Here is a 19,078-nt window from a genome sequence, read left to right as displayed (position 1 = left end):
GATCCGGAGTCCATGACCGAGATGCCAGGGGTGATGATCGATCCTGCGACGGAAGGCATCATCGAACAGAAGGGGCTTGCGGAGCGGTTGCTTGCGCGCAGGCCAAGCAGCAGGGCATGGGCCTGGTCGGCCCGGGCGGGTTGCAGCAGGGAAGTCTCCGCGCACTTCGAAGAGGTCTACGGGCCATGGTTTCCAAGGACACCATCAGCCGGATCACGGCAAAAATCGCCCCGGTGCTGGCCTAATTCGCGGCCCGGCCGTTGGATCCGGTCTCTCCGCTGCTCTTCGCTGACTCGGTCTTGGTTATGGTCTGTGATGGGCAGGTTTGGGAACATCCGCTCTACGTCATGATGAGCGTCACAATTGCGAGCGGGGGATTCTGGGGATCTGGGGCTTCCACAGCGGCGAAGGTGCGCAGTTCTGGCTGCGGGTTTTCTCCGAGCAGAAGATCCAGGGGCGGACGACGTGTTGATCACTGCTTGCGATGGTCTCAGGGGCTGCCGGACGCGATTGCGGCCACTTTGGGAGCGGACAGTAGTGCAGCAAGAAGGCGCACTTGATCCGCAACAGTTTCCACTACGGCGGATGCCGGCATGGCGGCGGCACCCTCAAGGCCCTCAGCTGGCTGTACGGCCCCATCCGAGCCAGCGGCGAAGGCCCGATTCGATGACTTCACGGCCGATGGTGCCAGCGATACCTGCCCATAGTGCGGCTCCGCGAAACCTGATGAGTTGAATTCGTGCGTTCCTGGAGTGCGACGTGTGATTTGCATCAACGCCTGCTCCCGGAGGGCAGTAAGGACCCGCGGGTGCCTTCCGAACAAAACCGCTGCCCAAAATGTCCGTATCCGGTCACCAAATCTCTTGGTTTAGCGGGGTCGCGGTCGTGCTGGCTGCCTGATGAGGTTGAAGCCTGTGCTGAGCGCTCGCTGTTACCGTCGCTGGCCGGATCGATTGAACGCACCCACTAATGAAACCCGACGGACTTCATTGTTTATCGGAGAGTCCCCCACGAGAAATCTATTATCAGTATTCAATCCACCGGATTAGCAACTGTTATGACGCTCGTAGTGCCACCAGGATGCAGTCGTGTTCCTAAGGTCCGGTTCCGTGAGACTTGGGGAGAGTGTCGACGCACAAACTTCCCAGCGAAGGCCTTCCCAGGGGGCGGCTACGAAGCGCCCGATAATATCCACGGAGTGCTCGGCTGCCGACGACCCGACAAGTCGGGTAGGGCTGTCGTGATGCTGAACTGGTGGCCCGGATGTTCTGGCCCTAAAGATCCTCATGATGGTTTCCTGAAAACGATTATGAATCGCCCACTATAATTGAAGGCGATGTGGCACAATGTGGCACTCCCGGCCGCGAATCGACTGCCTTTTCCCAACTCGATGGTTTGGGGTGCGCCAGGATGCGGCATTAGGAATATTTCCCTGTTAGTCCTCCCATTTTAAATGTGACCGCCGTTACTCAGTTAAGTTTTCGCGCCATCCGATGTTTATTTGGCGCCAATGCTGATTGATGAGCTCGGTCCCTGTTGTCTATGGGCTGCAGGGATGGCGCCTTGACTGTTGAATTTGCAAAATCACTAGACGTGGGACCGGTATAGCCCCGGTCCTCCTTCGGTCGACTCTTCCCAGGCACCATTAGATCGGGCTCTGTCGACCGCTGCTTGCGGGGTGCCAGGAGAGTGAGGTTTCGCAAGAGGTGCGGGCCAATTGCCCTAACGCCCGGTGCGAGAGGATCCAGCCAGTAATCCTCGGCCTCGTAGTAGCTGGATGCGGGCAGGGCGGACGCTTGACGTGCTTCCCTTTACCCCTTCGTTGTTAACCTGTGGCGGAAAATCACAAGAGCTTGGCGCGCAAGACGCTCCCGAGTCTCCGGCATCTTTCTCTACTATGATGTTTAGCTCCCCACGTGACCTAGTTCACGCGGGAGTGGATAGTCGTATTTGCAAGCAGACGACGGAGTCTAGGAGGAGTGCAGTTACAACCTGGGGTTAATGCCGGACCGTCCAGCAGCGCCTGACCACTGGTTTGACGTCGGAAGTAATTGAAAACTTGGCCTGAGAAGGTCGAGGTTGCCGGCCCCAATGCGCCCTGAAGTTGGTCAACGTGAACGGCGGTGCAGCCATTCGCGATTGGGGCGGCGCCGAGTACGGGATTGTTGTCTCCGGAAGGTCGACCTTGAACTTCCGGGCCTATCCCCCTTCAGCCCGGAGATTTGCTCGTGATGGGCGGGGTCCCGTGCGCTTGGAAAACCACGACGACGTAGAACGCGCGTACATTGACGCCATCACCGCTCTTGACAAACAAGTTCACACTCAATCCGAGCTTGGCTGGGCGACAACGACACTATAAACAATCGAGAAATCCTAATCCGCTGGCGCATCACCGCCTCTGACGCTGATGCTCAAAGGCTCTAGAAGCGAAAGCCTTTGGCCCGTCAGCACAACAGTGGCTCTCGAACCCACCCATTAGTTAGGTACACCTATGGTAACAACAGCAAGTTCAATCCCAAGTGGGAGATTTATGCCGAAGAGAGGTGGTCTTTGGGCAGGCGTAGGGGCACTGCTCACCGCTGCCGCGATCGCCGATATTCTCACTGGCTTGATGTACGGGCCCCTAGTCACGACAATCATGGCTGATACTTCTTTCACGCCTGCGGAAATCGGATGGTTCTTCAATGCCGCAACTATTGGTGGGGCTGTTTCGGTGGCGCTCACCTCCCGGATGGGGGATATCTACGGCTCGCGGAAAGTTCTCATCGCCGTTTCCATCCTGGCGCTGCTTGGCTCGGCTGTCGCGGGCTTAATGTCCGACTTTTGGCCACTTATCGTAGGCCGCTTCCTCACAGGCTTCTCGGCCGGTATCCCGCTGGGCTGGGGGCTGGTGCGGCCACGGGCAGATGCAACCCAAACGCAACGGATCTCCGTTTGGCTCACGACCGTAGCGGCAATTTTCACCCCGGTTGCAATTTTGCTTGCGGGCGTTTCGGCGGCAGCGGGGCTCTCATGGCGGTCAGTGACTTGGTTCATTTTCGGCCTATTTGCTATGCAACTGCTCTTCGCCTTGGCATCCCGCCACGCGCCACTACAACCACGCACTACGACAGTGACCACAAATACGTTGGACTGGGCAGGTGCAATCGGCCTTGGCCTCTGGGTCACCGCGCTACTTCTGGGCATTAGTGCTGGCCCTGAGAATGGGTGGACGTCCCCGTTGGTTCTTGCCTACCTCGCAGCCGGTGCTGCGCTTTTTGTGGCATGGATTTTCCAACAGCGGCGCGCAGCCTCGCCTGTGATGTCATTTGAGAATATGGATCTGCGCCAGACAATAGGGGGTTACTTGTGCATCGTAATCCTTTCCTTTCTTGGGCTTTCGTTTTTCCTCGGACTTCCGAATATGATGCAGAACCCAAGCTGGGGGCTAGGGCTTGATCCCCTGGCCTCAACTTGGCCTCTGCTGATGGTGTTCCCGGGAACATTGGTCTCCGGTCAGCTTGTCAAGTCCCTTTTGCCGCGCATTGGGCCGAAGGTCTTCCTGCCTTTGGCGTCGATATCATCACTTATAGTCACCTTGGGTGTCGCTTTCGCGCACGATAGCTACTGGTTGTTTTTCCTCTGGAGCTTCTTCTATGGCGTGCTGGTCATCGCCATCTACGCTTCCGGCTATATGCTGGTCGCGGCGTCCACACGCCAAGACAATCCGTCAACAGTGTTCGGCGTACAAGGCGTCATCCAGTACCTCTCAATTGCGATTGCCACGGCGATCGTGTTCAACGTGATTGCACCCGGACCGGACGGGTTCACCCCGGAGTCATCTTGGACGGGGCTCTTTGTCGGACTATCCATCCTCCTGGTGGTCATGGCAGGCGTATGGTGGTTCCTCGCCCCTCGTAAACTAACGGACCGCCATGCTATTGGAGCATCTGACAGCCTTTCGGGTGCCCTGGAAATTCCACCGGCCGGCGCTGTCCCTTCGGCTGTCGGCAAAGGATAGGTTCCGGTTGGATAATGTCCCGCCTCGCATTTGACGGGTAACCCGCGAGCGGCGGCGTTCCTAAATATTGGCCATTCTTCACAGGGGTTCGGTGAGGAATGGCCAATACCCAGGTGGGGCAAAACGGCGCTAAGACGAAGGTCAAAAGCTCCGGAATCCCCCAGTCCGCCGCCACAATCAGATCCTGATACCCTCGGACGGGGAAGTCTACATCGGCTCCCAATGCGGAAATTGTTGTTCGATGCTGTGAGTCCCGCGTTTCGGAAGTACGTCCTGGGGCCCAAATGTTTCTTGCATGGTGCCCTGTCGGGAGTGGGACAGAGACTTGGTGGAACTGGCCACTCACCTCCTTGCCTTTCCTCGGGCGCACACACCAGTGGACCCACCAAACCATTAGCTCACGACCAGATCCTTTCCGGCCTACCAGTACGTGCTTGGGCGAACGGCGGAACTGGAAGCTGAAACAGTCCGCCAAGATGCGGGACAAACCAGCTCGGAATGGTGACAAGGAAACAACGCGCGCATTATTGGCACACCCCCGACTCTCACAGCTGAGCCTGACACCACCAGAGCTCCCATTCCTTGAGAACGCATCGTCGCAGCGGCCGTCGTCGAATGGCGAGGGAGGATCGCGCTTCTCAGAAGGAACCGACGGGCCAGACATAACAGCGGCACGCGGCATTGCATCCGGGTCGGAAGCCAAGGATGTTTTGGACGTCCGGCCAGGGCCTGCACTCGTGCTCGTCGACGCCGCGGAGCCATCGATCAGGGTTGTCATGCTGGAAACGCTTCTTCCGTACTGGATGAATGAACGGATGAGGGCGAGCCGGCCGGGCAGGCGACAGGTCTGTGATGGGGCTTCTATTCCAAGCTCCTGACTTATTCCATTGGCGGTGGGTGCTGCAGGCTCTACAGTCTTGCAACCTCCAGGGTGTCAGCCGGCACAGGTCCGCAAGCTCCTTGCCGCCCGGTTGTCTGGGTTGGCTCACTGATAGCGAGCCGCGCCGCTGACGCCCGCCCGGGGCGTGGCTCGACAGAAGCATTCAAACACTTCAAGTCAGGGTGCCCGCCAGGGGTGATCCATTACCGACATCGGCAAAAGGAACCCCGGACATGATCGTCATCGGCATCGACCCTCATAAATCCTCCATCACCGCCTCAGCCATCGATTCCACGGGCTGTCAGCTCGCAGGGCGACGTTTCGTGGTCAACGCAGGAACCGCGAAGCAACTGCTGGGCTGGGGGGCGCGATGGCCCGAACGCAGATTCGCTATCGAGGGAGCCAACGGCCTCGGCCGTCGAATGCTCACATCCTGGTGGCCAGCGGGGAATCCGTTGTCGATGTCCCCTCGACACTAGCCATGAAGGTCCGAGTTTTATCCACCGGAGGTGGCCGCAAGAGCGACCCGTCAGATGCGTTCGCCGTCGCGTAACTGCGGTCCGGCAAGAGAATCTGCGCGCAGTGGCTACCGAAAACCAGAGCACCATTCTGCGCCTGCTGGCCGAACGCCGCGAAGACCTCGGCCACGAACGTGCCCGGCTGCTCAACCGCCTGCACCGGCTCCTGCGCGAGCTGATCCCCGGAGGAGTTGAGTCCGGCCTCAGCGCCGAAAAGGCCGCCGCCGCGATGCGTACCATCCGGCCGGCTACAGCCACCGACGCGCTCAGACGCGAACTCGCCAAGGAACTACTCGCTGACCTGCGGCGCATCGACGCCGGCATCAAAAACAACGAAGCACAAACCCGCGACGCTAAGGCCGCGACTGGCACGACACTGCAGGAAATCTCTGGAGTCGGCGTCGGCCTCGTGCAAAACTCCTCGGCCACGTCGGCGACATCACCAGATTCCCCAGCGCCTCACACTACGCCAGCTACACCGGAACAGCACCCCTCGACGCCTACAGCGGTCAACAAAACCGCCACAGACTCAACACCGGAGGCAACCGGCAGCTCAATTCCGTGCTGCACACCATGGCCGTCTGCCAAAGCCGAGACCCCGGCTAGGCAGGGAGTATTACCTGAAGAAATCCGCCGAGGGAAAAACACCCCGCGAAGCCCGCAGGGCACTCAAACGACGCCTCTCCAATGTCCTCTACAGGCGGATACTGCCCGACCACCATCAAGCGCAAAAACTAGCTGCTTGACCCACAGAGGCGCTATCAGGTCAGATCCGGCGGATCGCAGTCCGCAGCCGTGGAACCCCGTGCCGGTTCAGGATTCGGGGCAACGTCCGGGCGGGGACACCGGTGAGTGCAGCGATCCTCGGCCGCCCGAACCTCACCGTCCGCCGGGCTTCCAGGAAGGCTCGTTCACGTTCCAAACTCAGTCGGCTCGGTGAAGATTTGGGCCGACTGAGCTGTCTGGCAGGCCTGCCGCGCCCTCGGCCCGGAACCGTCTGATCCACCGGTACGCGGGCTGCCGGGAAACGCCCAGCGCAGCAGCGATATGAGCGACCGGGCGGCCCGCGGCCACACGGTCAGCGAACGGGCATCTTCCATAAACTGTCAGACGGGCATTAACCTGGGGCATAAGGACCTCCGAGCGCGAAGCGTGTGAACTAGACAGCTCCACGAAGCCCGGAGGTCCTCCTCGTTTTCAAGCCCTTGCATGTCAACAAGGTCCCGGCTCAGTACACCTGGATTGAGGACCGTGCCCTGCCCGGCCATTGGGAGGGAGACCACCACCGCTACGTAGCGCTCGTCCATCTCCCTAACGACCACACCGCCGAAACTGTTCGAGACGGCCTGATCTAGGCCAAAGACACACTGCCGCACACCTGTCCGGCTCCTTGACCTGGGACCAGGGGGCGGAAATGGCTGCCCATAAATCCTTCACCATAGCCACCGACCCGTAGGTCTACTTCTGCGACCCCACTAGCCATGCCACGCGGCTCAAGCAAAAACACCAACGGGCTGCTGCGCCAATACTTCCCCAAAGGCACCGCGCTGTCCGTCTACGGACCCGAAGACCTCGCCCAGGCACACAATGGCCGCCCACGCAAAACGCTGGACTGGAAAACTACAGCCGAGCGTTTACGTGATGTTACTCCTAACCAACTAAGCAGTAGGTGTTGCAACGATCCCTAGAAGCCGCCCTACGGCAGGCCAGCCCTTCTGCCGAGCCACCCTTAATAGTGCCTATGCCGAACATTTGCTTAATTGTCGTGCGCTACCTTAGCTCCCGGCAAAGCTCCTGTGGTGAGACCCATACTTCGTGGCCTTTGCAGACTTGCCGGTCAGCGATCCAAACGGCGGAAGAATCAGGCATCGCCTCTTCAATGAATCCGGTTCGCAGAACTTGACCGCGGAGGCGAACTTCCACCAATGCGTTGATCAGCGGCGGGCTCCATTGCTTGTGCTTGCGTGGCGTGGCCCGATTTTCCTGACATGTCAGAGGCTTTCTAGATTTGGACTCATGTAGTGGTTCCAGCTGTTGGCTGCCGCTACTGACCTGAGTTAGCCCTGGAAGGGCGAGGCGCGCGACCCTACCCGAAAGTTACTCTGGGCCAGTCACGGTTCGGAATGCGCCAGAACAACAGCACTGGCATGCCTGGCCGCAATGGGGCACGGCGGCAGAGACGCTATCTGGGCAACCGGCAAGGCAGTTGCCGCCGGTCCCGACCAGTAGGGCCAACGCACCTCCCGTCACCAGTGCTGATTCTCATCAGCTGTTCGAAGACTTTCGAGTAGCCCTTGCCGACCGGAACGTTTGGGTTGACGTCCTTGGTTTCCTTGGCGCCCGTGGGCGACTACTTGACGTCGATCGAGTGGGCGTCTACGAGTTCGCGAAATTTCGCGCCGTGCCAGATGAGCGGCTCATTGTCACCCACACCGAGCTTGCTCACTTCGAGTAGGACCATCCAGTGGTCCCCCGCCTCCGCAACATCGTGGATCGAGCATTCGAGCCACAGCGCTGCATCCTCGACGAAAACAGAACCGGACTCGTTGACCTCAATCGCCACTTGCTCGAAGCGCGCAGCGCGGTCCTTGCTCGCGAGCTTGCGGGTCAGATCTCCCTGGCCTTTGCCGAAGATTGAAACGCCGAGCGAACGGGCACCCTTGATAACTTCCCAGGTCTCGGACGACTTTTGCACGGCGACAGACACGAGACACGGTTCTAGTGATACTCCAACCATGAACGACGAAGCGACAAGGGCGTGCTTCTCGTTGTCGATGTCCACCGCGAGCACTGCCACACCGGACGGGAACTGCGCAAACGCTTTTCGCACAAGCATCGGGTCGTCGTTGAAGTTACTCACCTTGGGTTGGGTCATCAGTTCCTGAGTCATGAGTTCTAGTCCTTTCGAGGGGTACATGCCCGTTGCTTTGCTGGCCACCACCATGGTGACCAGGGATACGACCTGATGGCTGCAGCGGGCAACAACTATCAGCGGAAATGCTTGAAGCTTTAGTCGTGCCCCTCAAAAGAGGGGCTCCAACCGGTACAACGTGTTCGGACCCACTCTGGTCGTAATTCGGATCACACTGAACAGGTTCAAAGGCCACATTAGGGTGTTCTTTCCGCCCGTTGGGAGTCCCCCTCACGCCAACCATTTGGGTTTTTCCGCCATACGTCTTTTGGAGAGCGCAAGTGCATCCTCACGCAGGCAGCAAGCAGTCAAACCACGGCTCTGACCGGCAAACACACCGGGGTCCTTCCGATTTAATGGGCGGGATATCTGGGCAGTCAGAGCCTAAGCAACGCCTCATATTTCATTTGTGGCATGAAATCAAAACTTGTTGGCATCATCGAGCCTGCAGAATTCCGCCTTCCCGCCTATAACGTGGCACCTGTAGCACTAGCTGCACCGGATTATCTACTCAGAGGCCAAGCCGGATGGTTGTCAGCGGAGACAAGCACGGTAGGAGCGCAGCAATCGATATTGGCGGCATGGGTGCGACCAAAGAGTGGGCAGCGAAATCGCGCGCCCACGTCTCTGTGACTATCAACGTCTTGCTTATCCATGCCCACATGCGGACGTCCAGCACGAAAAGCGCCTAAGCAACCCTCTTGAGTAACCCATCGTTTGAAGCAACCAACCGAAAGTGAACTGGCAATGAGTACTTCCAAAAAGACCACCCGGCTGCGTGAGTTCTTCACAAGCCCCGGCACCGAGGTGTTGCCGATGGGGGCGCTGCCGGTCCATGCGCAGATGGCCGAGGCTGGCGGCTTTGGCGCCTTCCAGATTTCCGGTGCTTTCTCGTCCTGGTGGCTTAACGGGCAGCCCGATGTGGGGCTGATGACCCGGACCGAAGTTATGGACAACGCACGGCGGGTGGTGCAGTCAGTGGATATCCCGGTCTACTGCGACGCCGACACCGGATTCGGCGGCATACAGAACGTCGGCAGGACAGTCCAGGAGTTCATCCATGCCGGCATCGCCGGCATCCACATCGAGGACCAGCTCGAACCGAAGAAGGCCGGCGGCCAGGCCGGCATCGCCATTGTTTCGGACGAGGAAGCCATCGGACGTTTGAACGCCGCCTGCGAAGTACGCGACAAACTTGACAAGGACTTCGTCATCACGGCCCGCACGGACGCATACGCGGTGGCCGGCGGAGGCCTCGAAGAGGCCCTGCGTCGGGGCAGGCTGTACCGCGAAAAGACCGGTGCTGACGTGATCTTTTACGAAGGGATCCGCAACCGGGAGGATTGGCGCTACCTCCTTGAACAGACCCCGGGACCGGCATACGTGATCCCCAGCCGGCACGCCGGACCCACACCTCCAGTCGCGCAGCTGTCGGAATGGGGCCAGGCCGTCCAGATCTTCAATTTCGCCGTGCCAAGCGTCCAGGCAGTCTGGAAACTGCTTTTGAAGGTCAGGGATTCCGGCGAATTGGCTGCCTACGACCAGTACATTGCTGAAGCGTTCGCGCTGGAAGGGACCGAAGAATTTGTCGGCTTCGGAGACCGGTTCGTGAAGCCGACCTACCAGCAGGTCCGGGAACTGGAGGAACGGTTCCTTCCCGCGTCCCTGCAGCGAGACTATGAGAACTCCACCCACGACTAAACACTAAAAGCGCACATATCAACCAGTGCGGCTCCCGACTGGAGCGGAAATTTCAGCAATACAGACGTTTATGAAAGAAGCCATGACAAAGCCAAACCGCCCACTTGTATACAACTTTTTTGCGATGGACACCCCCTCGCACATGTCGCAAGGTATGTGGACACATCCGGAAGATCGGATAACGGAATACAACGACCTTAATTTTTGGGTGGAGCTCGCCCAGCTTGCCGAGCGGCACCACTTTGACGGCATTTTCCTTGCAGATGCCTTCGGCATGTATGGCGCAGAATTCGCTAGCGTCGTGGAACATGCGCTGCAGTTCCCGATTAGCGAGCCCGCGATGCTGATGTCCGCAATGGCGCAGGCAACAGAGCATCTCGGCCTCGTCTACACCAGCTCGATCGTTCAGCAGCATCCGTTTTCTTTCGCCCGACAGATCTCGACCCTGGACCACCTGACCAAGGGCCGTATCGGCTGGAACATGGTCTCGAGCTTTAGTGATAACGGCTACAAGAGCATGGGCCACGACGAGATCCTTGGCCACGACGAGCGATACGAATGGCTCGACGAATACCTCGAAGTAGCGTACAAGCTTTGGGAAGGATCGTGGGTCGACGGAGCCGTCCTCAAGGACCGCGCAACGAAAATCTATGCCGATCCAGCAAAGGTGCGCAAAATCATGCACCAAAGCAAACGATTCAAGGTGGAGGGGCCACATCTGGTCGAGCCTTCCCCGCAGCGCACCCCTGCCCTCTTCCAAGCAGGTTCATCGCCGACCGGAATGGACTTTGCTGCGAAGCACACCGAGGGCGCCTTCCTGATTTCAGTCTCTGCCCAGGATGCTGCGAACAAAGTCGCAAAGCTGAAGGAGCGGGTCAAGGCACATGGACGAGACACTGCCGATATCCACTTCATCGAGGGAAAGATTTTCGTCGTGGGATCTACTGAGGAAGAAGCGCAGCGGAAGTCTGATGAGCTGGACGAATACGCTGATTTCGAAGGTCAGATGGTCCTCGCTAGTGCTGCAGCCGGCATCGATCTGACAAAGTTCGATCCAGACGAGCCGCTCATCAACATCGTTGAACATGCCCAGGGCATACGAAGCGGAGTTGAGCGCATCATTGAGAACGCCCCTAAGGGCACGGTTCCAACGCTTGCTGATTTCAATCGGCAAACATCGAACCAGTACAAGGTCGTTGGCACTCCGGAATCGATCGCCGACCAGATCACCGAGTATGCCGCGGCTGGGGTCACTGGTTTCAACCTCATAAACATTACCGTGCCCGGAACATATACCGATTTTGCTGAACACGTCACCCCTGTGCTCAAGGAACGTGGCCTCATGCAACGCGAATACCGGGAAGGAACCCTTCGGGAAAAACTGTTCCCCGGCCACGGACCACGCCTGGATGAAACCCATCCGGCAAGTACCTACCGCGAGCGCGACGAGTACGTCAGTGCACGTGATGAGTCAAGGCAACCTTCAGAGGCCAAATAAGGGGCGGAGCGAGGGTACAGCACCCAACTCGTTGCGCTGATGCTCACACGGAAGATGGACCGGGAGCGGCGGCCCGGTCCATCCTCCGTGGCGTCGGGTCTGCACAGCAGGCGCTCATCGTGCTGCTGTCCACCGGGGAACCCGAGACCAGAACCGTGGAGAAGCCAAGCCAAGCCGCAACACACTCACCGAGTGGGGACTCGCTTCTCTGGAAGGTAGATATCAACAAACGGGGCCGACAGCCTTGCCGGCGTACCAGTGTTTCGGTGGGCGTTTCTGATTATGGGAAGTAGGTAACATATGCTGCAGGTGACAATCGTCGTTGGGAATCCCAAGCCGGAGTCCCGGACGCGGATGATCGCAGAGGCCCTCGTGCAGAAGCTTTTGGATCCCGGCTCATTTGAGGTCCATGTCATAGAACTTGCCGATTATACGGATGAGATCTTCACGTGGCCGTCCGAAAGAATGGGGAAGCTGAGTGCGGCCGTTGCGGAGAGCGATCTCGCAATCTTCGCCTCACCGACTTATAAGGCAACATATACAGGGCTTCTGAAAGCCTTTCTGGACCGCTACCCCGCTAACGCCCTGGCGGGAGTCACCGCAATCCCGGTCCAGACCGGGGGCGACGCTGCCCACTCAATGGGTTCAACCTTTACTCTGTCTCCACTTCTGGCTGAACTGGGTGCGATCGTTCCTGGCCGGGGATTCTACCTGGCCCTGACTGAACTGGGCAACCTTGACGAAGCTGTTGGAGCCGCGGCCTCAGAGTATGCTGCCAACCTCCGCCGGCTCAGCAACGTTGCACGCGCCGTCGCTGAGTCCACATCCCCGGCCCGTGAAGCAACTTAGCACAGGCATAAAGTGCCACTTCAAGTCCCGCGCTTTCCCGGACACGGCAGCGCCCCCGTGTTGCTGGCACGTTTGCTACTCCCCCGCCATGGCAAGCAACCAATCCCCCGGCAGCAGTAGCCTTTGTTGATGGAGATCAGGAGATCCTGAGTAAGTTTGAGATGTCACGGTGGGCGGCCCGACTCATCTGTAATCTCTGGGGCTGGACTTCATGCCTTTACCAGCCTTTTTGTGAGGCACCAATCTACCAATTTCCTGGAGAACGACTTGAAAGTTTTGATCCCGACGACCATCCCGCTGGTATTTCCTCCGAGACAGGAGGCGACCTTCCATTCCTATGATGTAACCGCCCCTATGCCTTCGGAGCACCTCGACGCGGAAGTCCTGGTCGCGTGGCAGAACCCTGCTGCCCAGCTGGCATCGGCAGCGGCAACTCTTCACAGTCTCCAGCTTGTCCAAGCCTTGGCTTCAGGCACCGACGCAATCGTGGCCGCCGGATTCGCGCAATCGGTAAAAATTTGCTCCGGGCGCTCTTTGCACGATGGACCCGTAGCCGAGCACACGCTTTCGCTCCTGTTCGCATGCATCAGGAGGCTCGATACACTCCAGCTCGCGCAACAAAACAAACATTGGGACATGGACTACGGCCGCCGCCAGGCGCATGCTGAAACAGCCAGTGAATACACACTTTCCGGGGCTCACATCCTCATCTGGGGATTTGGATCAATTGCTTCGAAATTGGCGCCGGTCCTGACCATGCTCGGTGCACACGTGACTGGTGTGGCCAGCACGCCCCGACACCGCGGAGGCTACCCCGTGATTAGCGACAAACAGGCACGGGAGCAGCTGCCTGTCACAGATATCGTGATCTCACTCCTTCCTGCAACTGCCATTACCGAGAACCTCTTTGGCAGTGAATTCTTTCCACGGATGCGGAGGGGATCCGTTTTCATCAACGTAGGCCGCGGATCGACTGTCGATGAGCAATCCCTTATTACGGCCCTGAAAGAGGGAACGCTTAGGGTTGCCGCCATTGACGTCACTAAGGACGAGCCGCTGCCGTCCACATCCCCTCTCTGGACGGTGGACAATCTCATTATCACGCCTCACGTCGCGGGCAACAGGCCGCAGAACGCAGAGGACCTGATCGTCAGAAATGTCGAAGCCCTTCGAACCGGGGCACCACTGGAAAACCTGCAATGACAGGTCCGCCCTCGCTGCTGCGCGATAATGCGGTACGGGTGTCAGGCATATAGAGGAAGTACGTTCGCCAAACGAGGCATCGCTCCGGTTGACCTTCGCGATGCACAGCAAGCGTATTCCTAGGCGCCGGTGCATGGACGGATCGACGTCCTTACGCTGCCCCAATGGTTTTCGACCGTTCCATTGGGACCCTTACAGGTTTAGAGGGGCACACTCATGGCGCACCAAAACCCCGGACGTACTGCTTGACCAATCACGAATCGCAGCGGTATATGGCGGTCTACTTCCAGGGCCACTTGTGGCGACCGGGCGCCCCATGCCAAAAAGCTAACGACTATGCCGGGGCTGGGACGGTTCGAAGCTCGGTTGTCGTTAGCTGTCGGTGGTCATCAATCACCCTGGGCGGTAGCACGTGCCGCAGGCCGCTCGGCAGCACTCGACGTCAAATTAGTAGCAGCACCAGTCGCAAGAGGACGGCACCCAGGCGCGTCCGCGCTGGCGGCGCCGTTGTGCCGGAAGACGGTTTGCTGTCTCTGCCCTGACAACGCCTGAAGCAAAGGTAGAGGACGTTCAATTACCGCATGAGCCGATCAGCTCACTTTGATGCCTCGCCGCAGCGTTCGGCCCGGCAATCGTTCCAGACTGTTTCAACTGGGCGGGCAACATCTTGCTCTTGCGCCACGACTGTCACCGGTGTGCGCACGATTCGGGCGACTGGTTCAGGGCCCACCCGGAGCGCAGAAGCCCAGCCGCACCGTGTGTTGCCGCGGCGTCGGCGGAGGTGGCCGCCGCAACCCAGGCGGCGGCTAGCGCGCCCAGGTACAGGTCAAGACCGCGGATTCCGGGGCGTGCGTATCCGTCTCGCTGGGCGGCATCAAGGAACTCTTGAGTTGTGTCAATCATTTGCTGACAGGTCGGCCTTAGAGGGGAGTTGCCGTCAGCGAGAGCAACCCGCACAGGCTCGGGCAGTCCGTCGTAGGCCCGCATCCATTCCCCGACCGCGAGGATCCAGCGGTCGAGCGCCGCCCCGGCGTCGATGTCGGACTCTGCGATGTCTGCCGCTTCCTGCCGCAAGTCAGGGCCGTGTGCTTCGAGAACTGCCGCAATAAGCGCGTCTCGGGTTGGGAAGTGCCTGTAGAGCGTGGCGGGGCCCACGCCTGCTCTTTTGGCAAGGGAATCCATGGATGCCTCCATACCCTCGATCGCGAAGACGCTTTCGGCAACCTCTAGAATCTTGGCGCGATTGCGCCGCGCATCGGTTCGCGTGCCGCGGAAATCAGCCGGTGAAGTCATGAGTCTCGTCTCCTCGAAGTTGAAATCGGAGACCTTCTCCGCTAACGTGAGTGAAACGGAGAAGGTCTCCTCATTATGTCGGAAGAACCTCATGCGGGACAACAACTGACGGATGGCGAACGCCCGCTGTAGCTCACCCCGACCCGGTGACCCGTATGAGATGCGCATCGAAATGAGTATTCGTCGTCCATGCCCTGGCGACGCTCACGGCAGAACTTGACAAGATCGAAACCGGCGAGCACGTCCTCTCGCTGCTACTGGTTTCGAAACCCACAGGGACGTTGACGACCGGTCTTAAGTTTGCACCAGCTAGCCAACTGAATTTTGCTGGACGACAGGATAAACACAATGGCAAAGAAGGAAATCATCCTCGGTATGGCGCTCACCGACGGGTACGGGACGCTAAAAAACGCCTGGCGGGCACCGCATGTCAACTCAGGCAACTACGCGAACATCGAGGCGAACATCCGCTACGCGCAGTCCGCCGAGCGCGGCAGGTTCGCATTCCTCTTCACCCCCGATTTCCCGGCGGTGCGCGGAGACGTCGAACACAGTCCCGTCAGCAACATCCTTGACCCGATGATCGCACTGACAGCCATCTCGCAGGCCACATCGCACATAGGATTTGTGGCAACGGGTTCCACCACCTTCCAGGAACCGTTTAACCACGCCCGGCAGTTCAAGGCGCTCGACGTGTTGAGCCACGGCCGTGCCGGGTGGAATGCCGTCACCACCAGCGACCCTGCGGTCGCCGCGAACTACGGCAAGCCGGTCGTGGGGCGCGCCGAACGCTACAAGCGCGCCCTCGAATCAATCCAAGTCGTGGAAGCGCTCTGGGGAAGCTGGAAAAAGGACGCATGGATCAAAAACCAGCAAGCGGGCCGCTTCATCGACCAGTCGAAGCTTCAGCCGATCAATCTATACGGTGAGCACGTTGGGTCCCGCGGCCCATTGGCCATCCCGCCCTCCGAGCAGGGACAGCCCGTCATCTTCACCTCCGGCGGCACGAGCCCGCACTTGCTCTCCATTGCCGGTCGCCACGCCAGCGGTTTCATCGCCGAGGTGTGGACGATCGAGGAAGCGCGTGCCCAGCGCGATCTCGTGCGACGCGCCGCCCAGGACGCGGGCCGCGACCCCAACGACATCAAATACTTCGCCGGGCTCATCACGACAGTTGCCCCTAGCGTGCGGGAAGGCCTAGACCGGCGCATCGAACATCAGGGCGAGATGCTCGAGGCGCATCTGCCTCATCTCAGTGGCATGCTCGGAATTCCACTGCACCGCAGCCAGCTCGACCAGCCGCTCACACCGGAACAGAGCTCGGCCGCCCACGCATCGCCAGGAGATCCCCGCTCCGGGATCGCATTCAAACTCGCACGAGAGGGGTGGACTATCCGCGACATCCTTGCTCACGGCTCTATCGATTACCACCCCGTTACTGTAGGACCGCCAGGCGTGCACGCCGATCACATGCAGGAATGGTTCAAAGCCGGAGCCGTCGACGGTTTCTGGCTGCTACCGGATATTTATGAAGACGGAGTCGACACCTTCGTCGACGAGGTAGTGCCGCTGCTTGTACAGCGCAGAATCTACCCGGACGAATACGCGGGTAGCACCTTGCGCGAGAATCTTGGCGTCCCGGAGCAGTACGGTCCTGATCCTCGGATATCGCGCGGCACACAGCTCTGACAATGACAGAAGGACTTCCATGAAACACAACGGCATGCTGCTCGGAGCGGCAATGGGGCCAACGAACGGCCACCATCCGGGAGCGTGGCGAATGCCCTGGGCCGAGACCGACTCCTACACCGACGTCAAGTCTCATGTGCGCGCGGCCCAGATCGCCGAGCGTGGCGGGCTGGACTACCTCTTCTATCCCGACCGCGCCTTCATCTGGGGTGACCTGGAAACAGGACCCCCCATCGTGTCCATCGACCCAGCCATGCTGCTGGCAGCAGTCGCCAACTCGACCACGAGGATCGGCCTCGTCCCCTCCCTGTCCACGTCCTTCAACGAGCCGTACTCCATCGCACGGCAACTGCGGGCGCTCGATGTGATGAGCCGCGGACGAGCCGGGTGGAACGCCATACCCAGCTACGAACGAGAAGCCTTCGCGAACTACGGGCTGCCCGTCCCCTCACGCGAGAACAAGTACGGTCGGCTCTATGAAGTGATCCAGATTGTCGAGGCGCTATGGGCGAGCTGGGGGCGGGGAGCCGGTACCCCCGACAAGGTGACCGGGCGCTTCGCGGACACCTCGCACATTCGTCCCATCAACCTGCAAGGTCGCCACGTCGGGTCGCGGGGACCGCTCCAGATCCCGCCCTCGGAGCAGGGGCAGCCCGTCCTCTTCATGCCCTTCGCCAGCGGCGCCGGCATTCAGGCCGCAGGCATGTACGCCAACGGCATCATCGGTATGCCGTCGTCCATCGAGGACAGCCGCCGCCAACGGGACATGATCCGCGCTGTCACCGAGGCCGCCGGCCGTGACGCGGATGAAGTGAAGTACCTGTCTTTCGCCACCTTCGGCCTCGGGGCGACCGAACAGGAGGCCGTCGAGCGACGGATGGCACTCGAAGAGGCTGCTGGCATTGACGGGCGCCTGGCCCACCTGTCCATGATGCTCGGCGTGCGCCTTGACCCACGGGACCGCGACAAGCCACTCGGCGTCGTGCAGGCACAGGCACTCCGGGCCCGCTCCGGATCGCAACAGGAAACCCTCGCCCACAAGCTCGCCAGCGAGGGCCGGACCCCATTGGAAATCCTCGGCCACGGCGTCCTCGACCCGAACCCCGGGGTCATTGGCACCGCGGAGCAGGTCGCGGACATGTTCCAGGAGTGGTTTGACGCCGGCGTCACCGACGGCTTCTCGCTCGTCGTTGACGACCTGCATGACGGGTTCGGCGACTTTGTCGACCACGTCGTGCCGATTCTGCGTCGCCGTGGTCTTCGACCCGACGACTACCAGGGAACTACCTTGCGCGACCACTTCGGGCTCCCCGACCAGCTCGGACCTGATCCCCGCCTGACCGACCGCGAGCTTACGTCGTGATCCGAAGAGCGTCCAGAGTCCGTAAATGAACGTTTGCGCTATACGCACCTGTCAGCCGGCCCAAGCAGCGTTCAGAAAATTGTTGAAGCGGCTCGCAAGCCTTTGCTCATGGGCACGGAACGCACGCTGGCGCGAATACCGACAGTGTCCGGGTCTTGCCCATCACCCACCGTCCCCCGATGACCAGATTCAGGAGGCGAGGTCGTTGTGACAGATCAGTTCCTGCTCTGGCGCCGTTATCAACTCCGTCCAGGATTCGAAACCCGCAGGAGTGCATGAAAGGCCGCAGCCATGGATTGCACGCGTACTGCCCACAAACCCAGAAAACGTCTCGTCGGCCTCGAGCGGCGTGCAAGTGACGGCGTCTGTGTGCGTCTGGCCCTCTGTGCTGTGCAAAGCAATCCGCTCATCCACACGTTGGCAACTTCCTCGGGTAGCCCTGATTCCGGAGGACTTGATAACTCTGAGGAAGTGGATGCTTCCCAATGAAGACCTTCCCACGGGGCCGCTTCGAAGTGTCCGCTCATACTTGCGGAATCGCTGGTTGCCGGCAAGGTCGCCACCTCGTCGTTGAGGCTGTTGTGGTTCTTAGCCGATGGTTGAACAGCTCTATTGAGAAGGATTGTCACGATCTTCTCCGAATCGACTGTCAGATCCCCCGGTATGGGTTTGAAGGTTCTGCGCTGTGGTTGGGAAGCTTCGAGACCCCTTAGCGCTTTCGTCGCTGCATGCTCAGGGACGCCAGGATTAGCCCTGTTGACCGGGTTCTCGTTGTCGCATAAGCGCTAACTGCGATTGCATTACGGAGGGCAGGAAATTGTGCAATCATGTTTTAGTTGGCTCCATCGGGGTCGACCCTCCAGATGTCTATCCCGTCCTGCGCATGGATCATGATTCGGCCTCCGCCTGATTCCCGGTAAATCCATATGGTGCTGGCGTCTTCTGCAGTGATGTCGATGTGGCCTCTGCCCAGCACCTTTCCGTTGGATCGCAGCTCAACAAGTTCATTGCGCCAAAGATGCTGCCACTGTCTGATCAGTTGCGGTTCAAAACGAATAAGTGGAATGGCCGGTGGCCGGTCATTGTCCATGTCCGAGTCCTTCTTCATGTCCACTACACCCCCTTTCCACCGCTGACCATTGGCTTACCAACGCAACGTCCTGCTCAATCTGC

General features: G+C 59.6%; 12 protein-coding genes and 2 pseudogenes. 10 read left to right on the top strand and 4 right to left on the bottom strand.

All coding sequences use genetic code 11. The annotated features are described in order from the left end of the window. Nucleotides 1-2,491 precede the first annotated feature (2,491 nt). From QRN11_RS20280 to QRN11_RS22585, 3 genes are all read left to right on the top strand, one after another. A complete protein-coding gene (locus QRN11_RS20280; RefSeq protein WP_285314260.1) occupies nt 2,492-4,000 on the top strand; it encodes an MFS transporter in 1,509 nt (502 codons plus the stop codon). Nucleotides 4,001-5,113: 1,113 nt separating this feature from the next. Beyond that, entirely contained in the window at nt 5,114-5,359 is a 246-nt protein-coding gene (locus tag QRN11_RS20275; protein WP_285314259.1) for a hypothetical protein, read from the top strand. 477 nt (nt 5,360-5,836) lie between these two features. After that, a complete protein-coding gene (locus QRN11_RS22585; protein WP_350224016.1) occupies nt 5,837-6,004 on the top strand; it encodes a transposase in 168 nt (55 codons plus the stop codon). Between the two features lie 184 nt (nt 6,005-6,188). On the opposite strand, the pseudogene QRN11_RS20270 reads toward QRN11_RS22585, so the two are convergent. Next, nucleotides 6,189-6,529 (bottom strand): annotated as a pseudogene (locus tag QRN11_RS20270) (helix-turn-helix domain-containing protein); the annotation flags it as partial. 110 nt (nt 6,530-6,639) lie between these two features. On the opposite strand from QRN11_RS20270, the pseudogene QRN11_RS20265 reads away from it, so the two are divergent. Continuing rightward, nucleotides 6,640-7,086 (top strand): annotated as a pseudogene (locus QRN11_RS20265) (IS30 family transposase); the annotation flags it as partial. A 662-nt stretch (nt 7,087-7,748) separates the two neighbouring features. Here QRN11_RS20265 and QRN11_RS20260 read toward each other — a convergent pair. Further along, entirely contained in the window at nt 7,749-8,288 is a 540-nt protein-coding gene (locus QRN11_RS20260) for a flavin reductase family protein (protein ID WP_285314258.1), read from the bottom strand. Between the two features lie 768 nt (nt 8,289-9,056). On the opposite strand from QRN11_RS20260, the gene QRN11_RS20255 reads away from it, so the two are divergent. The 4 genes from QRN11_RS20255 (at nt 9,057) to QRN11_RS20240 (ending at nt 13,560) form a co-directional block, all read left to right on the top strand. Next, complete coding sequence (locus QRN11_RS20255; protein ID WP_285314257.1) at nt 9,057-10,010, top strand: isocitrate lyase/PEP mutase family protein; 954 nt, start codon at nt 9,057-9,059, stop codon at nt 10,008-10,010. A gap of 70 nt (nt 10,011-10,080) precedes the next feature. Next, complete coding sequence (locus QRN11_RS20250; protein ID WP_285314256.1) at nt 10,081-11,508, top strand: NtaA/DmoA family FMN-dependent monooxygenase; 1,428 nt, start codon at nt 10,081-10,083, stop codon at nt 11,506-11,508. Between the two features lie 309 nt (nt 11,509-11,817). After that, entirely contained in the window at nt 11,818-12,357 is a 540-nt protein-coding gene (locus tag QRN11_RS20245) for an NADPH-dependent FMN reductase (RefSeq protein ID WP_285314255.1), read from the top strand. A gap of 267 nt (nt 12,358-12,624) precedes the next feature. After that, entirely contained in the window at nt 12,625-13,560 is a 936-nt protein-coding gene (locus tag QRN11_RS20240) for an NAD(P)-dependent oxidoreductase (RefSeq protein ID WP_285314254.1), read from the top strand. 687 nt (nt 13,561-14,247) lie between these two features. Here QRN11_RS20240 and QRN11_RS20235 read toward each other — a convergent pair. Next, the gene (locus QRN11_RS20235) at nt 14,248-14,853 is read right to left on the bottom strand and encodes a TetR/AcrR family transcriptional regulator (RefSeq protein ID WP_285314253.1); all 606 of its coding nucleotides are present in this window, start codon (nt 14,851-14,853) and stop codon (nt 14,248-14,250) included. A gap of 348 nt (nt 14,854-15,201) precedes the next feature. On the opposite strand from QRN11_RS20235, the gene QRN11_RS20230 reads away from it, so the two are divergent. Both QRN11_RS20230 and QRN11_RS20225 read left to right on the top strand, forming a co-directional pair. After that, nucleotides 15,202-16,542 (top strand): NtaA/DmoA family FMN-dependent monooxygenase, encoded by a 1,341-nt coding sequence (locus QRN11_RS20230; RefSeq protein ID WP_285314252.1) that lies wholly within the window; start codon nt 15,202-15,204, stop codon nt 16,540-16,542. A gap of 19 nt (nt 16,543-16,561) precedes the next feature. Then, nucleotides 16,562-17,905: an NtaA/DmoA family FMN-dependent monooxygenase gene (locus QRN11_RS20225; RefSeq protein WP_285314251.1), complete on the top strand. Its 1,344-nt coding sequence runs from the start codon at nt 16,562-16,564 to the stop codon at nt 17,903-17,905. An 832-nt stretch (nt 17,906-18,737) separates the two neighbouring features. Here the strand turns inward: QRN11_RS20225 and QRN11_RS20220 are convergent. Further along, nucleotides 18,738-19,019: a hypothetical protein gene (locus tag QRN11_RS20220; RefSeq protein WP_285314250.1), complete on the bottom strand. Its 282-nt coding sequence runs from the start codon at nt 19,017-19,019 to the stop codon at nt 18,738-18,740. Nucleotides 19,020-19,078: the final 59 nt, after the last annotated feature.

The organism is Pseudarthrobacter sp. fls2-241-R2A-168, assembly GCF_030209335.1.
GTDB lineage: Bacteria > Actinomycetota > Actinomycetes > Actinomycetales > Micrococcaceae > Arthrobacter.
The sequence above is the reverse complement of the archived record's forward strand: the minus strand, read 5'-3'. Positions and strand labels throughout refer to the sequence as shown.

Excerpts from the sequence above, each read along its gene's own strand:
- QRN11_RS20280 (WP_285314260.1), top strand. The coding sequence starts at position 2,492 with ATGGTAACAACAGCAAGTTCAATCCCAAGTGGGAGATTTATGCCGAAG.
- QRN11_RS20275 (WP_285314259.1), top strand. The coding sequence starts at position 5,114 with ATGATCGTCATCGGCATCGACCCTCATAAATCCTCCATCACCGCCTCA.
- QRN11_RS20260 (WP_285314258.1), bottom strand. The coding sequence starts at position 8,288 with ATGACTCAGGAACTGATGACCCAACCCAAGGTGAGTAACTTCAACGAC.
- QRN11_RS20255 (WP_285314257.1), top strand. The coding sequence starts at position 9,057 with ATGAGTACTTCCAAAAAGACCACCCGGCTGCGTGAGTTCTTCACAAGC.
- QRN11_RS20250 (WP_285314256.1), top strand. The coding sequence starts at position 10,081 with ATGAAAGAAGCCATGACAAAGCCAAACCGCCCACTTGTATACAACTTT.
- QRN11_RS20235 (WP_285314253.1), bottom strand. The coding sequence starts at position 14,853 with ATGACTTCACCGGCTGATTTCCGCGGCACGCGAACCGATGCGCGGCGC.
- QRN11_RS20230 (WP_285314252.1), top strand. The coding sequence starts at position 15,202 with ATGGCAAAGAAGGAAATCATCCTCGGTATGGCGCTCACCGACGGGTAC.
- QRN11_RS20225 (WP_285314251.1), top strand. The coding sequence starts at position 16,562 with ATGAAACACAACGGCATGCTGCTCGGAGCGGCAATGGGGCCAACGAAC.